Source organism: Stenotrophomonas sp. YIM B06876, assembly GCF_030711595.1.
Classification (GTDB): Bacteria; Pseudomonadota; Gammaproteobacteria; order Xanthomonadales; family Xanthomonadaceae; genus Stenotrophomonas.
Window position 1 is genome coordinate 1 of the sequence record NZ_JAUJUJ010000034.1, and the last position, 22,312, is coordinate 22,312.

Here is a 22,312-nt window from a genome sequence, read left to right on the forward strand (position 1 = left end):
GAACCCCGCCACGCGCCCCTGCCGTGCCGCGCCCTTGCGCTGCTGGCCGGTGCGGCCGGCGGTCGCGGGAGCTGCCGATGAACATCTCCGGCCCGTTCATCCGCCGCCCGATCGGCACCACCCTGCTGGCGATCGGCCTGTTCGTGGTCGGCATGATCTGCTACCTGCAGCTGGGCGTGGCGGCGCTGCCGAACATCCAGATCCCGGTGATCTTCGTCCAGGCCAGCCAGCCCGGCGCCGATGCCAGCACCATGGCCGCCACCGTCACCGCCCCGCTGGAGCGCCACCTGGGTCAGCTGCCCGGCGTGGACCGCATGCGCTCGTCCAGTTCGGAAGGCAGCAGCATGGTGTTCATGGTGTTCAAGACCGACCGCGACATCGATGCCGCCGCGCAGGACGTGCAGACCGCGATCAATGCCGCCCAGGCCGACCTGCCGGCGGGCATGGGCACGCCGCGCTACCAGAAGGCGAACCCGAACGATGACCCGGTCATCGCGATCGCGCTGACCTCGCAGACGCAATCGGCCGCCGAGCTGTACAACGTCGCCGACTCGCTGCTGGCGCAGCGCCTGCGCCAGATCTCCGGGGTCTCCTCGGTGGACATCGCCGGCGCCTCCACGCCGGCGGTGCGGGTGGACGTGGATCTGCGCGCGCTCAACTCGCTGGGGCTGACCCCGGACGATCTGCGCAACGCGGTGCGTGCGGCCAATGTCACCTCGCCCACCGGGTTCCTGTCCGATGACGCCAGCACCACCGCGATCATCGTCAACGATTCGGTGGCCAAGGCGGCCGACTTCGCCCAGCTGGTGATCGCCAACCACGACGGCCGGATCGTGCGCCTGCGCGATGTCGCCCATGTCTACGACGGCCAGCAGGATGCCTACCAGGCCGCCTGGTTCGATGGCAAGCCGGCGGTGGTGATGTATGTGTTCACCCGCGCCGGGGCCAACATCGTCGAGACCGTGGACCGGGTGAAGGCGCAGATCCCGGGCCTGCGCACCTACCTGCAACCCGGCACCCGGCTGACCCCCTACTTCGACCGCACCCCGACCATCCGCGCGTCGCTGCACGAGGTGCAGATCACCCTGCTGATCAGTCTGGCGATGGTGGTCCTGACCATGGCGCTGTTCATGCGCCGGCTGGCGCCGACCCTGATCGCCGCGGTGACCGTGCCGCTGTCATTGGCCGGCGCGGCACTGGTGATGTACACGCTGGGCTTCACCCTCAACAACCTGAGCCTGCTGGCGCTGGTGATCGCGATCGGCTTTGTGGTCGATGACGCCATCGTGGTGATTGAAAACATCATGCGCCACCTCGACCAGGGCATGACCCGGATGCAGGCGGCGCTGGCCGGGGCGCGCGAGATCGGTTTCACCATCGTCTCGATCACCGCCTCGCTGGTGGCGGTGTTCATTCCCCTGCTGTTCGCCAGCGGCATGATGGGCGCGTTCTTCCGCGAGTTCACCATCACCCTGGTCGCCGCCATCGTGGTGTCGATGGTGGTTTCGCTGACCCTGACCCCGGCGCTGTGCAGCCGCTTCCTGTCCGCGCACCGCGAGCCGGAAAAACCCGGCCGCCTGGGCCGCCTGCTCGATCGCGGCCACGCGGCGATGCTGCGTCTGTACACCGTGGCCCTGGATTTCTCGCTGCGCCACGCGCTGCTGCTGGCGCTCACCCCGCTGCTGCTGATCGTCGTCACCGGCTTCCTGTTCGGCGCGGTCAAGAAGGGCGCGTTCCCGCCGCAGGACACCGGCCTGATCTGGGGCCGTGCCAATTCCAGCGCGACGGTGTCGTTCGCCGACATGGTCAACCGCCAGCACCGCATCAGCGACATGCTGATGGCCGACCCGGCGGTGAAGACCGTCGGCGCGCGGCTGGGCAGCGGCCGGCAGGGTTCCAGTGCGCAGTTCAACGTCGAGCTCAAGCCGCTGGGCAAAGGCCGCACCGAGAGCACCGCACTGGTGCTGGCCCGGCTCAGTGCCAAGGCCGACCGCTATCCCGACCTGCAGCTGCGCCTGCGCGCGATCCAGGACCTGCCCAGCGATGACGGCGGCGGCGCCAGCCAGGGCGCGCAGTACCGCGCCTCGCTGCAAGGCAACGACCTGGCCCAGCTGCAGGAATGGTTGCCCAGGCTGCAGGCCGCGCTGAAGAAGAACCCCAAGCTGCGCGATGTCGGCACCGATGTCGACACCGCCGGACTGCGCCAGAACATCGTGATCGACCGCACCAAGGCGGCCCAGCTCGGGGTCTCGATCGGAGCGATCGACGGTGCCCTGTATGGCGCCTTCGGCCAACGCCAGATCTCGACCATTTTCTCCGACCTCAACCAGTACAGCGTGGTGGTCAACGCGCTGCCCGGGCAGACCGCCACCCCGGCGGCGCTGGACCAGATCTACGTCCCCAGCCGCGGCGGCAAGATGATTCCGATCACCGCCGTGGCCCATCAGGTACCCGGGTTGTCGCCGCCACAGATCACCCACGAAAACCAGTACACCACGATGGACCTGAGCTACAACCTCGCTCCGGGCGTCAGTGCCGGCGAGGCCAAGGACATCATCAAGGCCACGGTGGAGGGGCTGCGCATGCCCGGTGATATCCGCCTGGCCGATAGCGGCGGCTTCGGCTTCAACGCCGACCCCTCGTCGATGCTGATCCTGGTACTGGCGGCAATCATCACCGTCTACATCGTGCTGGGCATGCTCTACGAGAGCCTGGTGCACCCGGTGACCATCCTGTCCACGCTGCCGGCCGCCGGCATGGGCGCGCTGCTGGCGCTGTGGATGACCAATACCGAGCTGTCGGTGATCTCGATGATCGCGCTGGTGCTGCTGATCGGCATCGTCAAGAAGAACGCGATCATGATGATCGACTTCGCGCTGGTGGCGCGCCGCGAGCACGGCCTGTCACCGCTGCAAGCCGCGCGCGAAGCCAGCATCGTGCGCTTCCGCCCGATCATGATGACCTCGATGGTCGCCATCCTCGCCGCGCTGCCGCTGGCGATCGGGCTGGGCGAAGGCTCCGAGCTGCGGCGTCCGCTGGGCATCGCGATGATCGGCGGGCTGCTGATCTCGCAGAGCCTGACCCTGCTCAGCACCCCGGCGCTGTACGTGATCTTCTCGTGCCTGCAGCAGCGCTGGCGCGACCGGCGTGCGCGTCGGCGCGAGCGGCGCCTGCTGAAACTGGCCGCGCGCGCCTGAGCCGGGCGCGCGGTGGCGCTTGATGCGAGCCGGGCACCGCGGTGAAAGCAAGGACGAAGAGGCGCGGGTGCCAGTTCCGCGCCGTCCCTTGCTTCTCCGGGGAGCACAGGGAACCGGCGCCAGCGGTTTTGGTTGCTTTTGCCAGGACAAAGTTACTCGGGTGCCGAAGGCAACCGAAAGCCCTTGCTGTTGACGCGGCTCGCAGCATCCATCCTTTGGCAGACCTGTAAAAGAACACCGCGATACAGCAAAGCTCTGAAAGCAGGTAAAGGCTTTCACACCGCTGGTGCGAGCTACTTTTGTCTTGCCAAAAGTAGCCAAAACCGCCTGCGCTGGACACGAGCCGATGCGATGGAGCCGCATCGGTACCCTGCGCTCCTCACCTGGAACGGCACGACGCCCAAACTCGCTCCGCTCAAACAAGGGCGCCTCTACGGCCGTTCCAGGCTGCGGTGCCTGGCCCGTTTTGAGGCGCTGAAAATTCAAAACGGCACCGGCACCGGCACCGGCACCGGCAGGAATTTCACTTCGCCTGGGTGCCGCCTTCAACTGCGCACATCCCGCATGCCGGCTGCAACAGTTGCTCAGCCCAGCAACTGCGCCAGCGATTCGTCCTGCAGCTGTTGGTACAGCATGAATTCGTCATGCACCGGCGCGCCCAGCGCCTGTTCGAAGCCGGCACGATTGGTGCGGGCTGCGTAGGCGCGCTGCTCATCGCCGCCGAGATTGGACTGGAAGATGCCCGCGGCACTGACCGGCAGGAAATCCTCGTAGATGACCGGTTCGGCAACGGCCAGCTTCTGTGCAAGCAGTGCCTCGACCGGCTGCGTGCGCGCGGCCAGCGGAGCCGCACGACCGGCTGCGGTCAACGCATAGTGGTAGTAGCCCAGGCCTTCGCGACGCAACGTGGCGTGGTCGTCGGGGAACGCCGCAAACGCGCGTTGCAGCCGCTGCGGATAATCCTCGCCCGTGCTGCCTGCCCCGTCGTTGTCACGCGCCTGCGCCAGCAACTGGTCGTACAGCGCGCGTCCCTTCGGCGTCAGCGCAAGGCCACGCTGTTCGATCTCGCCGAAGCGCGCAGTATGGGTGCCGGCCTCAGCGTCTTCTCCCGCCGGGAAATGCACCAGCTCCTCCAGCGCCTTGAAGCTGGTCTGGCGCAGCAGGATCGGGCAGTGCCGGCGCGGTGGCCCTTCGATCACCGCTTTGGCGGCGATGCCGCGGCGCTGCATTTCCCGCTGCGCCGCATCGATATCCAGCGTGCGCGGCGTGAGGTGGTTGATGTGCGGCCCGCGGAAACTGACCACATCGGCCACCAGCCGGTGCGCCTGATGCAAAGCCTGGTGGGTGGCCAGCGACACGGTGGCCTGGTTGTGCCAACGGAAGGTTTCCAGCGCTTCGATCACGAACCGCCAGGCATCGGTTTCATCCAGCCCGCCGTCGCGTTCGCACTGCTCGATCAGCGCCAGCGCATCGGGGGTGAAAATGCGGCGACGCGCCAGGATCGCGGCCGCCTGCGCGCGCAGCGCCGCGTCCTCGATCAATTCCAGCCGCAGCAGCGAGGTGAACACCCGGAACGGATTGCGCGTCAGCGCTTCCAGCGCGATGGGGCGGAAGGCGGTGGAATGCACCGGCACCCCGGCCACGGCCAGGTCGTAGTAGCCCACCGGTTGCATTCCCATCACCGCAAACAGCCGGCGCAGGGTGGCAAGTTCCTGCGCGGTGCCGACGCGGATCGCGCCATGGCGCTCCACATCCAGCCGCTCGCGCTCGCCGCTGAGCTGCATCTGGTGCGCCACCTCGGGCTGTGCCTCCAGCACCTGGCAGTTGACCTCGCCCACCAGCTCGACCAGCGTGCCGTACAGCGGCACCTCGGTGCGGTACATGTGCGACATCGCCTGCGAGAACAGGCTGCGGATATGGTCCGGGGAAACGAAACGGTCGGCAGTCATGTCAGGGCGCGCGGAGATGGAGGGACGGAGCCCGGCATTTTCGCCCGGATGCGCGCTGTACGCCTATCTGCACAGCAACATCGTCCCCCGTCTATTGCGGCGGATGGGCCGCCCGCGTGTCGCGCTGCGCACGATCACCCAGCTGACGCCGCAGCAGCGCATCCAGCTCGATCGGCCGGTCCCAGTGGTCATAGCTGGCGACCAGGGCATGGCGCAAGGCCCGCCAGTGCAGGTTGTCGGGCGCCACCGGCAGCCGTTTCACCACCGCGGCCCAGCCACCGGCAGGATCGCGGGACCAGGCGCGTACCGGCTCGCGGCAACCGGTGCCGATGACCTTGCCCCAGAAGCAGGCGAAATACAGGTCGCCGGCTTGCCAGCCGTGCTCCTGCAACAGGGCCGCGGCATAGCCGTGCGGCACCCCGGCATAGCGCACCACCTCATCGAGGAACGCATCGGGATAGCGCGCCGCATACCGGTTGATATCGACCAGGTGCCGATCCACCCAGGCATCGCCGGTGGCAGGCACATACCGCGGCGTTGCGGTCGCCGCCGGGACGACCTGCTGCGCCAGTGCGGACGCCGGCAGGGCCAGAAGACAGCAGAGGATCAGGCGGAGGCACATGCGCCGATTGTGCCGCAAGCCGCGGCAACCTGTCAGCGCGCGCCGCTGGCTTCCACCCGGCTGCGCCTACGGCACCGGTTTACGCTGGCGCGGCGCCAACGTCGCCGCCGTTGGCGTCCCCCAACTGCAAACGCGGGTGCGGCGTTACGCCGTCGCCGCGCGCTCGGCCCGCGCCTCGATCTCGCGCACCGCCTGCGGCCAGTTGCCGGGGGTGGCGGCATACTGCAGGTGCGGCTCGTCATCGGCCACGCCATGGTCGGCTTCGTGCGCCCAGGTCACCGCGTACGGGGTATGGATGCCCCATCCGCCAAGGGCGATCACCGGCTCGATGTCCGAGCGCAGCGAATTGCCCACCATCACGAAACGCGCCGGCGCCAGGTCGAATTCGGCCAGCACCCCGGCGTACGTGGCGGGATCCTTTTCCGAGACGATCTCGATCCGCGGAAACAGGTCGCGCAGCCCCGACAGTGCGATCTTCTGTTCCTGGTGGAACAGGTCTCCCTTGGTGATCAGCACCACCGGATATTCTTCGGCAATGGCGGCCACCGCCTCGCGCACGCCGTCAATCAGTTCGACCGGATGCTGCAGGGTGCGCCGGCCGATCTCCACCACCTGCTGCAGATGGCGGGCGGCAATGCGCGCATCGGTCAGCTCGATCGCCGCCTCGATCATCGACAGCGTCATGCCCTTCACGCCGTAGCCGAACACCTTCAGATTGCGCCGCTCCACGGCCAGCAGGTGCTGCAGCGTGCCGGCATCGTGCAGATCGATGTAGTGGCCGAGAATGGCTTCGAATTCCTGCTCGGCGAGGCGGTAGTAGTCCTCGCTCTTCCACAGGGTGTCGTCACCGTCGAAGCCGACCAGGCCGATGGCGTGCGGGCGCAATGGGTGGGCGATATCCATTGGCCAAGAATACCGGGCTGGCCGCGCGCGACAAGAAGAAGGGCGGCCTATGGCCGCCCTTCGGTGCTGCAGCTGGCTGCCGCGGGCGGCAGCTTACTTCTGCTGCGAGGCCACGTATTGCCGGTATTCGTCCGGGGTCAGCTTGCCATCGTGATTGCTGTCGGCCTGCTCAAAGACCTGGGCCAACCCGGCATGGGCCTGCGCCTCGGATGTGCTGATGGCCCCATCGCTGTCGGTGTCGACGCTGGCCCAGGATTGTCCGGATCCCGCTGCCGCGGCCGGTACCGCAGCTTGCGCCGCCCCGGCGGCCTCAGGCGGTGCTGCCGGCTGCGCTTGCTGCTGCGCCATCGCCGGCAGCGAAAGTGTGGCGGCAGCGGCGGCGATCAAGGCGAACAGCGTATTGCGATTGCGAAATTTCATCGATGGCATCCTCTTTTTACGGGGAAAATCGCGCGGTGGTTCCGCACGGCCATCAACGTGCCAGCGCCTGGCTGAATCGCGTTTGTGGGGGAATTGCGCCGCACACGCCGCGTTAACCCCCCGCACATCGCAAGCGGCTACCGCTGCGGTTAGGCACGGGTGAACGCACCGTAGCGCGCGCGTTCAATGAGCCGGAAACTGCGACGCGCAGCGCACTCAAGGCGGGGGCTGCTTGTGTGCAGAGGCGCCGTCGGCCGCCAAGCGCGAGCTGAACGCCCACCAGCCCAGGGCCACGCCGGTCAGCCCACCGATCAGTTCCAGCACCACGCGGGTTCCCAGCTGATCGGGATCGTGGATGCTGGCCAGCGCGATCCGCGCGTACAGCGGCGACTCCAGTCGCACGATGCCCAGGTAGAACAGCTTCCAGACATCGATGCCGGCCCCCAGCACCAGGGCGACGCCGCAGGCACAGGCAATGGCCAGCCCGTGCGAGCCGCCTGCGCGCCGGCACAGGTACTGGCACAGATAGAACACGGAAAAACCCAGCAGCAACGCGATCAGTCCCGCTTCCAGCGATCCCAACAGGCCAAAGTGCAAGGCCAGGTTCATCGGCGACACCCGTGACGGAGACGCCACAGTCTAGCCAGTTGCGCGGCTTATCCGTCGTCTTCGGCCGCAACCCGCACATGCGCTATCTCGTCGTCGTCGATGCTCACCCACACGGTCATCGGCCGGCAGCACACCTGGCAATCCTCGATGTACTGCTGCTCGGCCATCGAGACATCCACCACCAGGTCGGTGGCTTCGCCGCAGTAGGGACATTGCACCGTGTGGAACTGGGTATCGGCCGACATGGGGCTGCTCCGGAAAAAAGCGCTGCCCCCATCATCACGCAGTGGCGCTAACGTCCTGTCAACGCAGCGGAAAATCGTAGGCGGTGGTGGAATCCGATGCCGCTTGCCAGCTGAAGTGCCACCATTCCAGCGAATAGTTGGAAAAGCCCTGCTCCGCCATCGCGTCCAGCAACAGCTGGCGGTGGCGGCGCTGCGCCGGTTCCAGCCCGGCATGGGCGGTATGGGCGCGCGGATCGAAATAATCGAACCCGGTGCCCATGTCCAGCGCGACGCAGGGTGCGGAGCGGCAATCCAGCACGCCCAGGTCGACGGTGGCGCCGCGGCTGTGACCGGAGGTTTCGGCGATGTAGCTGCCCAGCAACTCGCGTTTGTCCACGTTGGGGTAGTAGCGCGCCTTGGTCGACTGATCGTCCAGGTCCGCCGCCCAGGCCACGAACGCGCGCACCGCGTGCGCCGGGCGATAGCAATCGAACACCTGCAACGAATAACCCTGCGCCCGCAGCGCCTGCTGCACCCGGGCCAGCGCCTGTGCCACCGGGGTGAGCAGATAGCAGCGGGCCACGCCGTAACCGGGCACCGGCCGCCCGGTGAAGTTGTCGCTGCCGGCATAGCGCATATCCAGCGCGATATCCGGCGCCACCGCGCCGATCTCCACCATCCCGGCCTGCGCCGCGTCCGCCGCCGGTGATATCTCCACCGCGGCGGCGGAGAACGCCAGCGCCAGCGCCAGCGCCAGAGCCAACGCGGCCAGCGCGCGGCCGCCGCGCCTACCCACAATCGCCGATCCGGCGGAACTGCAGGTCCTGATAGTCATAGCTGAAGTCGATATCCGGGTCGATCGCGTTCATGCGCAGCACCGGGCCCTCCCCGTCCTGGCCAAACTCCAGCCATGCCTCGGCATCCTCACCCAGCTGCGGCCACTGCACCAGCCAGCGCGCTTGCCACCGCATCACCTGGCCGCGCAGCTGGGGCGATTTGACCGATGCAAAACCGACCGCATCACCGTGTGGACACAGCCGCACCTCGCCGAACCAGGGATCGCGCCAGACCCCGGCATGGGTGGAAAATTCCGCCGCCGTGGCTGCCGTCCGGTCCGAGGTGTCGGGCGCATGCTGGCCGGCCGCGTGCCGTTGCCGCTGTCCTTCGGCGATCAAACCGGCGTAATGCAGCACATCCGGCGCCGCCTGCGCGGCGGTGTACTGCTTGAGCAGGGCCTGCATCAACGCGGTGCGCGCGTCTTCGGCTTCGGTGTTGACCAGGATCACCACGCCGGTTTTGCGGTCCGGCAGCAGCGCCAGCGAGGAATACATGCCCGACAGCGTGCCGGTATGGGCGACCTTCCACTGCCCATCCATGTCCGACAGCCGCCAGCCGTAGCCATAGGCGTAGAAACGGGTGTTGTCCCAGTCGCGCAGACGCTGGCTGATCGGCATTGGCATATGCGCCGTCCACAGTTCGCGGCGCCGGGTTGCATCCAGCCACCCCGGTACCAGTGCCGGGTCCAGCAGCACCTGCATCCAGCGCAGCATGTCGTTGAGGCCGCAGCGGATGCCACCGGCCGCCATCGACGGGAAATCGTCCACCGTGGCCGGGTCCGGCGCGGCGGCGATGTTGTGGCCGGCCTGGCGCGAGTGCGGCAAGGCGATGTTGCCCACCCTGGCCGGCGACCATGCGCCAACCTGGCAGCGCTGCAGGCCCAGCGGCTGGAAGATTTCCTGCCGCACCAGCTGCGCATACGGCTTGCCGCCCGCCGCCGCGGCAACTTCGCCGGCGACCACATACAGCAGGTTGTCGTAGGCATATCCGGAGCGGAAGCTGCTCACCGGCCGCAGGTGCGCCAGTCCGGCAATGATGTCGGCGCGATCGAACTGGTTCGGCTCCGGCCACAGCATCAAGTCGCCGGCGCCCAGACCCAGGCCGCTGTTGTGGATCAGCAGGTCGCGCACCTGCATGTTCGCGGTTACCCACGGATCGTACATGCGGAACTGCGGCAGGTGTTTCGTCACCGGGTCGTCCCAGCGCAGCTTGCCGGCCTGCACCAGCCGCGCCAGCAGCGCGGCGGTCATCGCCTTGGTGTTGGAGGCGATCTTGAACAGCGTATCAGCATCGACCTGGCGCCCTTCACCCACGGCAAGCACGCCACGGGTGCCGCGGTAGACGACCTTGCCGTCCTCGATCACACCCACCGCGATACCCGGCAGCTGGTAGTGCTGCACCGCCTGGTCGACCAGTGCATCAAATGCCGGCGCTCCGGTGGCCCGCGCGGGCGACGCGCAGGCCAAGGCGACCACTCCCAGCACGCTCAGAATTCCAGTTCGTATCACCTCACTCTCTCCCAAAAGCAGACGGCCCGCCGTAGCGGGCCGTCTGTTCAACTCACGATCAGAAGTTCCAGTTCACCTGCAGCTGGGCGTAACGCGGCGACTGCCAGCGCGTCCCGGTGCCGAAGGTGTCGCGCATGACGCCCGGCTGGCCTTCATAACGGGCGGCCACGTTGATCACTTCCTGCGTATTGAGCAGGTTGTAGACCGACAGGCTCGCCTTCAGGTCGATACCCTCCACCGGCAACGTCCAGGTGACGGTGGCGCCGAGGTTGTAGATCCACGGCATGCGCCCGAAATCACCGCGCGGCGAATACCGGTACACACGCTCCTTATAGGTGTAGGGAATTTTGGTAACCGGATCTATGCCGCATTTGTCCACGCACAGCCAGCCGGTACCGCCACCGCTGCCGGTGCTGGTGTAGCTGGCGATCGCAGCATTTTCATCCGGCCAGGTCACGCCGAACGCGGTGATCGGGCCGCCGGACAGCGCGGTCAGGGTGCTGCCGAATGCCCACATCTCGTTGAGCTTGTAGCTGCCACGCAGCTTGATCTGGTGGCGGTGGTCGTTGAACAGATCGCCATAGCGCTGGTTGTTGGCCGGGTGATCCCAATGCTGGACCATGCCGGTGTCGGCGTAGTTGGTATCCGAGTTCACCGGGCCTTCGTGGTTGCCTGACGACTTGGACCACAGGTAGGACGCATTGAACGCCCACTTGTCATCCCACGCGCGGTCGATCTGGAACTCGAGCGACTTGTAGGTGCGCTTGGGCTTGGAGTAGCCGATGATCTTCTCGCTGCCGGCCATGATGTAGCCCTCCTTGGAGGTGTCGATCGTGACCCAGCCGTCCTGGGCACAGCCCTGCGCCTTGGTGCCCCACAGGGTCAGCTTGTCGCCCGGGTTGGCGATCGGCCACAAATTGCCATGGCGCTTGCCGCACAGCGCGTTGATGCGCATGTCATCCATCGCATTGGGCATGCGCCGGTAGGTACCGGTGACGCCCCACGACCAGGCCTGGTTGATCATGGTCTGGAAGCCGAGGATCGCCTCATCCTGGTACACCGCATCCAGGTCCCGGTCCACGCTCTGGCGCAGGTCCTGCACAGCGATGTTCTGCGACTGGTCGACCGGGCCGATCTGGGCGCCGATGATCGGCGCCATATACGGCGCACCGGTGACCGGATTGGTTTCCTGGCGCCAGCCACTCAGCGCGTAGTAGGTATATTCGTCGAGCAGACCGCCAGCGAAGTTGTAGCTGAGGATGCTCGGGATCGGCATGTAGTAGCGGCCGAGGTTGCCGAACAGCTTGGTGCTGCCGTCGCCCTTCATATCCCACGAGAAGCCCAGCCGCGGCGAGAACAGATTGTCCTGCTTGGTGAAGGTGGTCCCCACCGTGGTCATGTTCTCGAAGTTGTCCATGCGCACGCCGAGGTTCAGCATCAGGTTCGGCGTGACGTTCCAGTTGTCCTCCAGATAGAAAGCGCTGGCCTTGATGTCGAACACGCCGCCGTCGGAACGCTCGCGTGCCCGCAGGATGGCGTCCACCCCCGACGGCACCACCGCACCGTTATCCAGCAGATTGCCCGGCTTGGTGCCATAAGCGGTGTAGTACTTGCGGGTCGGACCCGGGTAGACCGTCCTGCGGTCGGTGGTCATCAGCTCGTGGTCCCAGCCAAAGCGCAGTTGGTGATCACCCAGGAACCACTCGAAGTCCAGCCGCTTGGCGATGCGCTCATCTTCATGATTGATGATCGTGCCACCCGGGTGGCAGCCCAGCACCGGACTGCCCATGGCGCGATAGATCGCGCCGTAGCTGGAATTCTCGTAGGTAACGAAGTCGCACGGGCCATCCGCCGGCGAGCGGTTGTAGCTGCTGCTGCGATTGCTGCCGTACATCGCCTTGGCGGTGAAGTTGTCGCCGAAATGGCCGGTATAGGTCACCGAGCCGCTGGTGCCACCGCTGGAGGAGGTGGATTGGCTCGGCGCACTGCTGCCGATGGTCGAAGTGGCGAAGTTGTAGGTATAGATTTCGGTATCGGCATCGCCCTTGTCGGAAAACGCCATCAACTCCAGCAGATGGTTGTCACTGATGTTCCAGTCCAGCTTGGAGCCCCAGAAGCCGTTATTCGACTCGCCCTTGGTCCATTTGTCACCGCCAGGGTTGGTGTTGCCGGAGTGGTTGTCGCGCTGCTCGTACATGGCGAACAGGAACAGCTTGTCCTTGACCAGCGGACCGGAACCCCAGACGTTGGTCTTGGTGAAGCTGCGGGTGTCATGGCTGGAACGGACGTTGACCCGGCCATCGTTGTAGAAGTGGTCTTCCGCCGTCGAGCGGAAAGCCGACGGCTCGAACGTCACCGTCGCGCCGCCCTTGAATTCGTTGCTGCCCGAACGGCTGACCGCATTGATCACGCCACCGGTGGAACGACCGAACTCGGCCGAATAGCCGCCGGTCTTGATCTGGAATTCCTCGAAGAACGCGAAGGGAGCTGCCGAAAAGCTCTGCCGCTTGTAGAAATCGGTGACATTCAACCCATTGATGAAGACCGAGTTCTCGGCCACCGAGGAGCCGCCGAACGAGATCCCGCCAAACCCGGAATTGCCACTGATCACACCGGGCGCCAGCAGCGCCACCGAAGACAGGTCCTGCGCCACCGGCAACCGCGCCAGCTCCTCGCGGTTGACGTTGAACGAGCTCTCGGTGGAGTGGACATCAACCCGGTTGACGATCTGCGAACCGACCACCTGCACCGAATCCAGGGTGATGGCATCACTGCTGCCACCCAGATTGACCGTGGTGGTGCCGCCCAGCGACACGGTGACGCCCACCGGCTCCTTCACCGACTGGCCATCGCGCTTGACCTGCAGGCTGTAGTCACCCACCGGCAACTGGCTCAACCGGTAGCTGCCATCGCGGTTGACGGTGACCGAACGGGTCAGCCCGGTGGCGTTGTTGACGATGGTGATCTGGTCACCGCCGTTGGCACGGCCGGCGATCGCACCGGTCGCACTCTGTGCCATCGCCATCGGCGCCATCGCGCCCAGACACGCACCCAATGCGACCGACAACGCCGCCTTCTTCAAAATTTTCCGGTTCATCCCCTGCTCTCTCCTGCAGATTGTTTGGTTGTTGCTGACCGCCTCACGGCGTGGCCAGTGGCAGGACCTGCCACTGGAAGTCGTAGTCCCACTGGTCGAAGTAAAGATTTCCCCCTTCCCACTCCACTTCGCCGCGTTGCGAGTCCACAGTTTCCGAACGGAAATGCTGTTTGGCCGGCACCAGCGGCTGTGCGTAATCGTCGTTGAAGGTGATGCGATAGGCATCCAGCCCGCCCAGATAGAAGTCGCGCAACGCCGGCTCCGGGCTGTCCAGCGCGCCGGTGGTCACGTCCATCGGCACCCAGCCATAGGGCGCCAGATACACCGCGCCCCAATCGTGCAGATTGCTGTAGCCCACCGCGTTGTCCGAATACACCATGCCCGACTGCCAGCGCGCGGGAATGCCGTTCAAGCGCAGCAGCGCGATCAGCAGCAAGGTCTGCTGGCCGCAATCGGCGTGCCCGGCGTGCAGCGCGTAATCGCTGAGGTTGGTGATGGTGGAATATTCGCGTGCGCCGCCCCACGGAATGCGGTCCACCGCCGCAAACAGCTTGCGGGTGATGTGGTACGGGTTGGTCTCGTCGCCCACCACCTGGCGCGAAAATTCGCGCAGCGCCGGGGTGAACACGAGGTGCGGCGCCCGCTCGCCAAGATGCAGCGCCAGCGCCGGATCGGCCGGTGTCGGCAGCACCCGTTGCGGATCAATGGCGAAGTGGCGGGCGTGGATGGTCAGCTCGTAGCTGACTGAAAATTCGGTGGGCGTGCCCGCTACCGCGGTGCGTTGCAGATAGGCGGTGCGCTGCAACGTCGATTCCGGCGCGATCTTCGCCCCCGCCGGCACACTGGCCAGCATGCCGATCGCGTCCTGCTGCCCGGCGATGGCGCGCGGGAAGGGAATCCAGGCGCGCACGGTCTTTCCGGCCGGTACGGCGTCCGCCTGGACCTTGATCGACTGGGTCACCCGGACCCGGCGCGGGGCAACGCTGTTGCGGCCTTGCGCCTGTGCGGCCGCCACGACTTCGGCATGATGCGGCGCCAGGCGCTCGTAAGGCCCTTCGGTGGGCGGCGGAATGTCCGCGGCGCGGCGCGCGGCCGCGGCGCGGCTGACCCGGAACAGGTTGGACGGTGCGCGGTTGAACCAGCGGCGCTGGCCATCGATATCCAGATGCTCGATCCAGCCGGCCTCGTCCCAGGCCTGGAATTCGTCATCGCGCAGATCGGGGATCCAGCGGCGCACGCGCGCCTTGGCCTGCGCCTCATCCAGGCTGAAATCCAGGCGCATGCGCCGCATACGCTCCTGCTGGAAGGCGTAGTCGCTGCGCGCCTGCGCATCCAGACCGGCACGTTGCAGCGCATCGGTGATCCGGGCCTGGGCGCCGGCAAAATCGCCGCGATCAATACGCGCCACCAGCTGCGCCAATGGTTCGGGCGCCGGTGCCGGTGCCGCCGCGGACGTCGCCCCGGCAAATGCCAACAGCAACGGCGCAGCCCACCTGCGGCTGGCAGGGCCGATCATGTGCATTACCTGGCCTGCAACTCGATCCACGGCGACACTTCCACGTGCGGGGTGGTAAGGCTGTGTAACACGCCCCCGGCACTCGGTCAATAATTTATTCTTGCTTTCGCCAGCGAAAGGAATAAGTATTCCTAAAGCTTCCATCAAGGGTCCGCCCATGAATCTCGTCCCATCCCGCAACCAGCGACGGCGATTGCGCCAGCTCCCGCAGGCGCTGGCTATCGCCGCACTGGTGTGGACCACGTCCGCTGCCGCCGCGCTCCCACCCGCACCCTCCCCGGCGTTTGCGGGCATCGTTGGCCTGCAGGAAGACTATCTGTCCGCCTCCCACTGGATCGCCCAGCTGCCCGATCCGGACCGGTTGATCCTGGACCGCGCCGGCATCGCCGCACAGAACGCGCGCATGCGCGCCCTGGACAGTTCGATCCATGATCTGCGGCAATTGCCGGCGGACGTGCCGCGGGCGCTGGTGCAGGCGCAGATCAACGCCATTTCCGTAGTGCCCACGCGCCCGCTGTATGACGTGGCCGGCAAGCCCGTCACTGCCGCGCAGTTGCGCGCACTTGCCCACAACCTGGCGCTGGCGAAGATCCCGGCCAGCCGTCCGCTGCAATACGGACTGGTCACCCATCGCGCCGCGTTGCGCGCCTTTCCCACCGACCTGCGCGTGTTCAGCAGCCAGGGCGATACCGATATCGACCGCTTCCAGGAGTCGGCGCTGTTCCCCGGCGATGCGGTTGCGGTGCTGCATGAAAGCGCCGATGGCCGCTGGGTATTCGTGACCAGCGAACGTTACACGGCATGGATGGAGAAGCGTTTTGTCGGGATCGGCAGCGCGACGCAGGTGTTCGGCTATGCGGCGAGCGGTCCATACCGGGTGGTCACCGGCGCCACCGCGTTCACCGCGCACACGCCCGAGGAGCCGCGCGTGTCCGGCCTGCAGCTGGAAATGGGCGTGCGCGTGCCGGTGCTGCAAGACTGGCCGGCGATGCAACCGGTCAACGGCCAGCAGGCCCACGCCAGCCATGTGATCCAGCTGCCGGTGCGCAACGCCGACGGCAGCCTGGCGCTGGTACCGGCGCTGCTGCCGCGCTCGCAGGAGACCGCCAGCGACTACCTGGCGCTGACCCCGCGCAACCTGCTCACCCAGGCGTTCAAGTTCCTCGGCGAACGCTACGGCTGGGGCCACTCCTACGATACCCGCGACTGCAGCGGGTTCGTCTCGGAGATCTACCGCAGCTTCGGCGTGCTGCTGCCACGCAATACCAGCGCGCAGGCGGTCAGCCCGGCCCTGGACCGTATCGCCTTCAGCGACAAGGACGGCAAGGCGCGGCGCGACGCTGCCATCGCCGGGTTGCAGGTGGGCGACCTGGTCTACATTCCCGGCCACGTGATGATGGCCATCGGCCACGCCGGCGGCCTGACCTGGGTCATCCACGACACCTCCGGCGGCAGCTGGTTCGATGCCGGCGGCAGCCGCGTCCACGCCCACCTCAATGGGGTTTCGGTGACCCCGCTGGAGCCGATGATGGCCAGCGACACCGCCAGCTATATCGATCGCATCAGCAACCTCCAGCGCATCCGGCCGCAGACCCAAGAATGAAAATCACCGACATCGAACTGGGCATGCTCCGCGTGCCGCTCAAAACCCCGTTCAAGACCGCCCTGCGCACCGTGGAAACGGTGGAGGACGTGGTGGTGCTGATCCGTACCGACAGCGGCCACACCGGCTATGGCGAGGCCGCGGCCACCGCGGTGATCACCGGCGACACCCACGGCTCGATCATCGAAGCCATCACCACCTTCATCAAGCCGCGCCTGATCGGCGAGGACATCGCCAACCTCAACCGCATCTGCGGGCTGATCCAGTCCGCGCTGGAGCGCAACACCAGCGCCAAGGCGGCGGTGGAGATCGCGGTCTACGACCTGTGGGGGCAACTGCATGGCGCGCCGCTGTACCAGATGCTCGGCGGTGGCGATCCGGTGATCACCACCGACATCACCATCAGCGTGGACTACATCGACAAGATGGTGGCCGACTCGCTGTCGGCGATCGAGCGCGGTTTCGAATCGTTGAAGATCAAGGTCGGCAAGGACATCGGTCTGGACATCGAACGGGTCAAGGCGATCCACGCCGCGGTCGAAGGCCGCGCCCTGCTGCGGCTGGATGCCAACCAGGGCTGGACCGCCAAGCAGGCGGTGTTTGCGATGAGCGAACTGGAAAACGCCGGGGTGGTGCTGGAACTGCTGGAGCAGCCGGTCAAGGCCGCCGACATCAGCGGCCTGAAGTACGTCACCGACCGGGTCAACACCCCGGTGATGGCCGATGAGAGCGTGTTCAATCCCTCGCAGGTGTTCGACCTGATCCAGCAGCGCGCCGCGGACATCATCAACATCAAGCTGATGAAGACCGGCGGCATTTCCAACGCGGTGAAGATTGCCGACATCGCCTCGATCTACGGCGTGCAATGCATGATCGGCTGCATGATCGAATCCAGCATCAGCGTCTCCGCCGCCGTGCACCTGGCCGTGGCCAAGAGCGAGGCGATCAGCAAGGTCGACCTGGACGGCCCGTCGCTGTGCCTGTTCAACCCGGTCGAAGGCGGGGTGATCTTCAACGAGTCGGAAATCACCATCACCAACGCGCCAGGACTGGGCATCACCGAAGTACGCGGGCTGGAGATGCTGAAGCTGTGACCGCACTGGCGACGGCATCCGGCCCACCTTCGGTTGCCGTCGCCGCACGTTCGCCTGCTGGCAGCGCACACGCAACGAAGTACCCGAACGCGAAGGCAACCGACCCCACCCACGCTTCTGCGCTTGCTGCTTCTGCGCTTGCTGCTTCTGCACTCGGCGCTTTCGCAGCCGTTGCCGTTGCCGTTGCCGTTGCCGTTGATTTTGCACCGCTTTTGACTTTCCGCCACCGCCGTAGAGCGAGCCGGGCACGGCTGTGGAACGGGGGACGAAGAAGTGCACGTGTCTGAACGCAGCGAGTTGTGCGCCGGCCCCCGGGCCGCGCGGAGCGCAGGGAACCGATGCGGCTCCATCGCATCGGATCGCGTCCCGGCTGTGCTTTCTTTTGGTTACTTTTCTTTGCACAAGCAAAGAAAAGTGACTCGCTCGCCGCGAAGCGGAAGCGAAAGCTCTTGCTCTTGCTCTCGCGTGTATCGGAACGTGAAAAAACCGCAGCAACAAAAAGCACCGCAGCCGCTGGCAATCCCTTAGAGTCCTCCCAAGACAGCCGACGCCGCCGCCATGTCCCCTCTGGTAAAAATCCGCTCCGAGCGCGACCACATGTCGGCCATCGAACGTCGCATCGCCGACTTCATCCTCGACAACGCCCACCTGCTGCGTGACTATTCCTCGCAACAGCTGGCCAATGCGCTGGGAATCAGCCAGTCCAGCGTCGTCAAGTTCAGCCAGAAACTCGGCTTCAAGGGGTATCCGGACCTGAAATACTCGATTGGCGATGCCGTCGCGCGGGTCGGCAACGGCGGCGATGCGGTCGCGTCCGAACAGGTGCCGGAAAGCGGCTTTGCGCAGATCGCCGACCACCTGCGCCGCAGCAAGGCCGACGCCGAAGAGGAAACCCGCGAGGCCAACCCGCAGCGCGATATCGAAACCATCGTCGCACTGATCGATACCGCGCCCAAGGTCTTCATCTACGGCCTCGGCGACGATGGCCTGTACGCGCGCGAATTCGCCATGCGCCTGTCGCTGCTGGGCATCCTCACCGTGCAGCACGCCGATCCGGTGCTGATGATGGCCAACCTTTCGGCCGCGCGCCCTGGCGACGTGATGCTGGTGTTCTCCGAATTCGGCAAGCTGCCGCAGCTGTGGCAGCTCTCGCGCCAGTTCCAGCAAGGCGGTGGCAAAGTGGTTTCGATCACCCGGCACAGTGCCAATCCGCTGCGCGCGCACGCCGATGCCGCACTGGTGATCTGCGCCCACAACCCGACGCCGCATGTGGCGCAACTGCTGTACCGTTGCTCACTGCAATACCTGCTGGATTTCGTGTTCGTACTGCTGTGCCACACCAACCCGGACCGGCAGCGCCAACTCGGCGTGAACCAGGAACGGATCCAGCATTTGATCGACAACTGACCGCCGGAGTCCCGCACCATGCCGTCCCTGTTCCGCACTGCTGCAACCGCACCCCTGCTGTCATGCGTCACGCTGTTGTTGTCGTTGCTGGTGCCGGCCGCGGAGGCCGCAGCGCCGGTCTCCCCGGTGCAGGATGCGCGCCAGCTGGTGGTGGTGACCGCCGACGGCTGGGATGCGCCACAGGGAAGGCTGCAGGCGTTTGTCCGCGGCAAACACGGCTGGCAGCCGCGCGGCGCCGCGTTCGATGTCGCGCTCGGCCGCAACGGCAGCGCCTGGGGACTGGGCCTGCATCCGGCGCGGCAGGCAGGTCCGCAAAAACACGAAGGTGACGGCCGCAGCCCGGCCGGGATCTTCCACATCGGCGAGGCGTTCGGCTATGCGCCACAGATCCCGAGCGCACTGGATTACCGGCCGATGCAGCACAGCAGCTACTGCATGGATGTGCCGGAGTCACCGCTGTACAACCGCATTGTCGATGCCGATCAGGTCGGTGCCGAAGCGGTGGCGGGCTCCACCGAACCGATGCGGCTGGACCTGCACAACAACGGCGATGGCCGCTATCGCCAAGGGTTCGTGATCGAGCACAACCCGCGGGCGATACCCGGACAGGGCAGCTGCATTTTCGCCCATCTGTGGCGCACTCCCGGCGAAGCCACGGCCGGCTGCACGGCGATGCCACCCGAACACATGCAGGCGCTGCTGGCATGGCTGCGGGCTGACGCCCAACCGCTGTTCGTGCTGCTGCCGCGGGCCGAATACCAGCGCCTGCAGCAGGCATGGGCGTTGCCGGTGCTGGCCGGAGCCGCCCCTTGAGTTCGGCCGGGGGCGACCCGAAGCTGCTCCGTGCGGTCAGTCGCTGGCAGATTGTCGGGCTGTCGATCAATGACGTCATCGGCAGTGGCATCTATCTGCTGCCGGCCGCCACCGTCGCCCTGCTCGGTCCCTTCAGCCTGTGGGGCGTGCTGCTGGCCGGCCTGGTGGTGGCGCTGCTGGTGCTGTGCTATGCGCAGGCGGCGAGCTATTTCGACCAGCCCGGCGGCAGCTACCTGTATGCGCGCGAGGCGTTCGGCAGTTTTTCCGGGTTCCAGATCGGCTGGATGATCTGGCTGACCCGCATCAGTTCCGCGGCCGCCCTGAGCAATGCCCTGGCCGATGCGGTGGCGCGCTTCTGGCCGTTGGCCGGCAGTGGCAGCGGCCGCATCGCGGTGATCGTGGCCTCGCTGAGCTTCCTGACCGGCATCAACGTGGTCGGGGTCAGGTCGGCCGCCCGCACCGGCGTGATCCTGGTGATTGGCAAGCTGCTGCCGCTGCTGTTGTTCGTGCTGATCGGCTCGCTCTACATCGACTGGTCGCTGGCCTTCTCCGGCACCCGCCCCGATCCGCATGACGTGCGCAAGCTCGGCGAAGCGGCACTGCTGCTGCTCTACGCCTATGCCGGCTTCGAGAACATTCCGGCCGCCGCCGGCGAATACCGCAACCCGCGCCGGGATATCCCGTTCGCGCTGCTGACCATGATCATCAGCGTCACCGTGATCTACGCGGCGGTGCAGCTGGTCGCCCAGGGCACGCTGGCCGGGCTGGCCAGCTCGCCCACGCCGTTGGCCGATGCGGCCGCCGGATTCGGCGGCGAAGCGCTGGCGTTGATTCTCACCCTGGGCGCGGCGGTGTCGATCCTGGGCACCAACAGCAACACGATGATGATGGGACCGCGCTTCCTGTTCGCCCTGGCCCGCGACGGCTACGGTCCGGAGTTCCTGGCGCGGGTGCACTCGCGGTTCCACACCCCGGCCGCGGCGATCGTCACCCAGGGCCTGATCGCGCTGGCGCTGGCGCTGTCCGGCTCGTTCGTGCAGCTGGCGCTGCTGTCGATGACCACCCGGCTGTTCGCCTATATCGGCACCGCCGCGGCGGTGATCGTGCTGGCCAGACGCTATGGCGACCGCCCCGACGCGCTCAAGCTGCCCGGCGGCCCGCTGATCCCGGTTGCGGCGCTGGTGCTGTCGTTGGGGTTGATGGCCAGTGCCAGCTGGCAGAACCTGGCCGCGGCCGCGCTGGCGTTCGTCATCGGGGCGGTGATCTACCACTTCCCGCGAACGGTCCGCTGAGTTTCCCGCCGCCCCGCGTGCAGGCGTGCGCCAGCGCCGCAGGGGCGCACGCCCGGGAAGTCCGCGGCGACAGGCGGTCACACTTTCCTTCGCTGCCGTTAACAGGCCGCGCAGTAGCCTTTTTGCCCTAGGTAAGGAGGTGTGCGATGGGTTCCGAATTCCAGATTCCCGGCCGTGTTCCGGAGCGCATCGACCGCGAGGCGGTGTCGCGCTATTGGCACGAACGTTTTTCCACCGAGTCCTACTACACCAGCGGCGACCGCTTTGAAGATTTCGAGCCGGCGTATCTGGCCGGGCACGAGGCCCGCGTCCGTGACTTCAACCGTGCCTACGAGCAGGTGGAAGCCGAGCTGGAAGCACGGTGGCAACAGCAACACGCCGCATCCAGCCCGTTGGGCTGGGCCAAGGCGCGCCTGGCGGTCCGCCGCGCATGGGACGAGGCGGCGCATCTGTATGGCGGTGGCGCCGCTGGAAATAAAAAGTAGCCGGGCAGCGGCAGGCAGGCGGTGCCCAGCGATGGCGCGCCACCGCTGGCTCCGTGGCTTCGTGTTGCCGGGTTCGTGTACAACAGCTCCACTCCGGTCGCCTTGCGGCACCGCATCCGTCCCGTGGAGACCCGTCCAATGAACCTGAAACTGCTGTTGTCCCTTGCCTGTGCGCTGACGCCGGGACTGTTCACCACGTCCTGCGCCGTGGCCGGCAATGAAACGCCCGCGGCGACCGCACCGGCGCAATGGCCGTTCGCCGTCACCGCGCACGGACATTTCCATGAGCCGTGGGCGATGGATTTCCTGCCCGACGGCAGCGCGCTGGTCAGCGAGCGGGCCGGCAAGCTGCAGCGACTCGATCCCGCCACCGGCAAACGCGCGGAAATCAGCGGACTGCCGGCCGTGGCCTATGGCGGCCAAGGCGGCCTGGGCGATGTGCTGGCGCATCCGCAGTTCGCCGCCAACCACTGGCTGTACCTGAGCTATGCCGAGCCGGGCGCCGGTGCCACCCGGGGCGCGGCGGTCGCGCGCGCGCGACTGGTGCTGCACGCCGACGGCAGCGGCGCGCTGGAAAACCTCACCGTGATCTGGCGGCAGACGCCGAAGGTGGAAGGCCAGGGCCACTACGGCCATCGCCTGGCGTTCGGGCCGGACGGCAAGCTGTGGATCAGCTCCAGCGAGCGGCAGAAGTTCGATCCGGCCCAGGACATGGGCAGCAACCTGGGCAAGATCA

The 22,312-nt window shown here is 66.5% G+C and carries 17 protein-coding genes and 1 pseudogene; 8 read left to right on the forward strand and 10 right to left on the reverse strand.

What is annotated here, in order from left to right:
* Window positions 1-77: 77 nt before the first annotated feature.
* Window positions 78-3,197 carry an efflux RND transporter permease subunit gene (locus QZH66_RS12255; RefSeq protein ID WP_305806228.1) on the forward strand — a complete coding sequence of 1,040 codons (3,120 nt, stop codon included), beginning with the start codon at window positions 78-80 and terminating at the stop codon, window positions 3,195-3,197.
* A 584-nt stretch (window positions 3,198-3,781) separates the two neighbouring features.
* Here the strand turns inward: QZH66_RS12255 and QZH66_RS12260 are convergent.
* From QZH66_RS12260 to QZH66_RS12305, 10 genes are all read right to left on the reverse strand, one after another.
* Window positions 3,782-5,146 carry a VOC family protein gene (locus QZH66_RS12260; protein WP_305806229.1) on the reverse strand — a complete coding sequence of 455 codons (1,365 nt, stop codon included), beginning with the start codon at window positions 5,144-5,146 and terminating at the stop codon, window positions 3,782-3,784.
* Window positions 5,147-5,237: 91 nt separating this feature from the next.
* On the reverse strand, window positions 5,238-5,768 hold the full coding sequence (locus QZH66_RS12265; RefSeq protein ID WP_305806230.1) for a hypothetical protein: 531 nt from the start codon (window positions 5,766-5,768) through the stop codon (window positions 5,238-5,240).
* 144 nt (window positions 5,769-5,912) lie between these two features.
* The gene (locus QZH66_RS12270; protein ID WP_305806231.1) at window positions 5,913-6,671 is read right to left on the reverse strand and encodes an HAD family hydrolase; all 759 of its coding nucleotides are present in this window, start codon (window positions 6,669-6,671) and stop codon (window positions 5,913-5,915) included.
* Window positions 6,672-6,764: 93 nt separating this feature from the next.
* Complete coding sequence (locus QZH66_RS12275) at window positions 6,765-7,091, reverse strand: EF-hand domain-containing protein (protein WP_305806232.1); 327 nt, start codon at window positions 7,089-7,091, stop codon at window positions 6,765-6,767.
* 216 nt (window positions 7,092-7,307) lie between these two features.
* Entirely contained in the window at window positions 7,308-7,700 is a 393-nt protein-coding gene (locus tag QZH66_RS12280; protein ID WP_305806233.1) for a hypothetical protein, read from the reverse strand.
* Window positions 7,701-7,747: 47 nt separating this feature from the next.
* The gene (locus QZH66_RS12285; RefSeq protein ID WP_305806234.1) at window positions 7,748-7,945 is read right to left on the reverse strand and encodes a CPXCG motif-containing cysteine-rich protein; all 198 of its coding nucleotides are present in this window, start codon (window positions 7,943-7,945) and stop codon (window positions 7,748-7,750) included.
* A gap of 58 nt (window positions 7,946-8,003) precedes the next feature.
* Complete coding sequence (locus tag QZH66_RS12290) at window positions 8,004-8,687, reverse strand: M15 family metallopeptidase (RefSeq protein ID WP_305806248.1); 684 nt, start codon at window positions 8,685-8,687, stop codon at window positions 8,004-8,006.
* A 25-nt stretch (window positions 8,688-8,712) separates the two neighbouring features.
* Window positions 8,713-10,251: a serine hydrolase domain-containing protein gene (locus QZH66_RS12295; protein ID WP_305806249.1), complete on the reverse strand. Its 1,539-nt coding sequence runs from the start codon at window positions 10,249-10,251 to the stop codon at window positions 8,713-8,715.
* Window positions 10,252-10,327: 76 nt separating this feature from the next.
* A complete protein-coding gene (locus QZH66_RS12300) occupies window positions 10,328-13,366 on the reverse strand; it encodes a TonB-dependent receptor (protein WP_305806235.1) in 3,039 nt (1,012 codons plus the stop codon).
* Between the two features lie 43 nt (window positions 13,367-13,409).
* Complete coding sequence (locus QZH66_RS12305) at window positions 13,410-14,888, reverse strand: transglutaminase domain-containing protein (protein WP_305806250.1); 1,479 nt, start codon at window positions 14,886-14,888, stop codon at window positions 13,410-13,412.
* Window positions 14,889-15,039: 151 nt separating this feature from the next.
* Here QZH66_RS12305 and QZH66_RS12310 point away from each other — a divergent pair, with 151 nt between their 5' ends.
* The 7 genes and pseudogenes from QZH66_RS12310 to QZH66_RS12340 all read left to right on the forward strand — a co-directional run.
* Complete coding sequence (locus QZH66_RS12310) at window positions 15,040-16,485, forward strand: SH3 domain-containing protein (protein WP_305806236.1); 1,446 nt, start codon at window positions 15,040-15,042, stop codon at window positions 16,483-16,485.
* On the forward strand, window positions 16,482-17,579 hold the full coding sequence (locus tag QZH66_RS12315) for a dipeptide epimerase (protein ID WP_305806237.1): 1,098 nt from the start codon (window positions 16,482-16,484) through the stop codon (window positions 17,577-17,579). The genes QZH66_RS12310 and QZH66_RS12315 overlap by 4 nt, the downstream gene beginning before the upstream one ends.
* Before the next feature lie 558 nt (window positions 17,580-18,137).
* Window positions 18,138-18,986: a MurR/RpiR family transcriptional regulator gene (locus QZH66_RS12320; RefSeq protein ID WP_305806238.1), complete on the forward strand. Its 849-nt coding sequence runs from the start codon at window positions 18,138-18,140 to the stop codon at window positions 18,984-18,986.
* 18 nt (window positions 18,987-19,004) lie between these two features.
* Window positions 19,005-19,799, forward strand: a complete 795-nt coding sequence (locus tag QZH66_RS12325; protein WP_305806239.1) for a L,D-transpeptidase family protein — start codon at window positions 19,005-19,007, stop codon at window positions 19,797-19,799.
* Window positions 19,796-21,091, forward strand: coding sequence for an APC family permease (locus tag QZH66_RS12330; RefSeq protein ID WP_305806240.1), 1,296 nt, complete (start codon window positions 19,796-19,798; stop codon window positions 21,089-21,091). Before QZH66_RS12325 ends, QZH66_RS12330 begins: the two co-directional genes overlap by 4 nt.
* Before the next feature lie 146 nt (window positions 21,092-21,237).
* A complete protein-coding gene (locus QZH66_RS12335; protein ID WP_305806241.1) occupies window positions 21,238-21,576 on the forward strand; it encodes a hypothetical protein in 339 nt (112 codons plus the stop codon).
* 138 nt (window positions 21,577-21,714) lie between these two features.
* Window positions 21,715-22,311: pseudogene (locus QZH66_RS12340) on the forward strand (PQQ-dependent sugar dehydrogenase); the annotation flags it as partial.
* Window position 22,312: the final 1 nt, after the last annotated feature.

Excerpts from the sequence above, each read along its gene's own strand:
- QZH66_RS12255 (WP_305806228.1), top strand. The coding sequence starts at position 78 with ATGAACATCTCCGGCCCGTTCATCCGCCGCCCGATCGGCACCACCCTG.
- QZH66_RS12260 (WP_305806229.1), bottom strand. The coding sequence starts at position 5,146 with ATGACTGCCGACCGTTTCGTTTCCCCGGACCATATCCGCAGCCTGTTC.
- QZH66_RS12265 (WP_305806230.1), bottom strand. The coding sequence starts at position 5,768 with ATGTGCCTCCGCCTGATCCTCTGCTGTCTTCTGGCCCTGCCGGCGTCC.
- QZH66_RS12270 (WP_305806231.1), bottom strand. The coding sequence starts at position 6,671 with ATGGATATCGCCCACCCATTGCGCCCGCACGCCATCGGCCTGGTCGGC.
- QZH66_RS12275 (WP_305806232.1), bottom strand. The coding sequence starts at position 7,091 with ATGAAATTTCGCAATCGCAATACGCTGTTCGCCTTGATCGCCGCCGCT.
- QZH66_RS12280 (WP_305806233.1), bottom strand. The coding sequence starts at position 7,700 with ATGAACCTGGCCTTGCACTTTGGCCTGTTGGGATCGCTGGAAGCGGGA.
- QZH66_RS12285 (WP_305806234.1), bottom strand. The coding sequence starts at position 7,945 with ATGTCGGCCGATACCCAGTTCCACACGGTGCAATGTCCCTACTGCGGC.
- QZH66_RS12300 (WP_305806235.1), bottom strand. The coding sequence starts at position 13,366 with ATGAACCGGAAAATTTTGAAGAAGGCGGCGTTGTCGGTCGCATTGGGT.
- QZH66_RS12305 (WP_305806250.1), bottom strand. The coding sequence starts at position 14,888 with ATGCACATGATCGGCCCTGCCAGCCGCAGGTGGGCTGCGCCGTTGCTG.
- QZH66_RS12310 (WP_305806236.1), top strand. The coding sequence starts at position 15,040 with ATGAATCTCGTCCCATCCCGCAACCAGCGACGGCGATTGCGCCAGCTC.
- QZH66_RS12315 (WP_305806237.1), top strand. The coding sequence starts at position 16,482 with ATGAAAATCACCGACATCGAACTGGGCATGCTCCGCGTGCCGCTCAAA.
- QZH66_RS12320 (WP_305806238.1), top strand. The coding sequence starts at position 18,138 with ATGTCCCCTCTGGTAAAAATCCGCTCCGAGCGCGACCACATGTCGGCC.
- QZH66_RS12325 (WP_305806239.1), top strand. The coding sequence starts at position 19,005 with ATGCCGTCCCTGTTCCGCACTGCTGCAACCGCACCCCTGCTGTCATGC.
- QZH66_RS12335 (WP_305806241.1), top strand. The coding sequence starts at position 21,238 with ATGGGTTCCGAATTCCAGATTCCCGGCCGTGTTCCGGAGCGCATCGAC.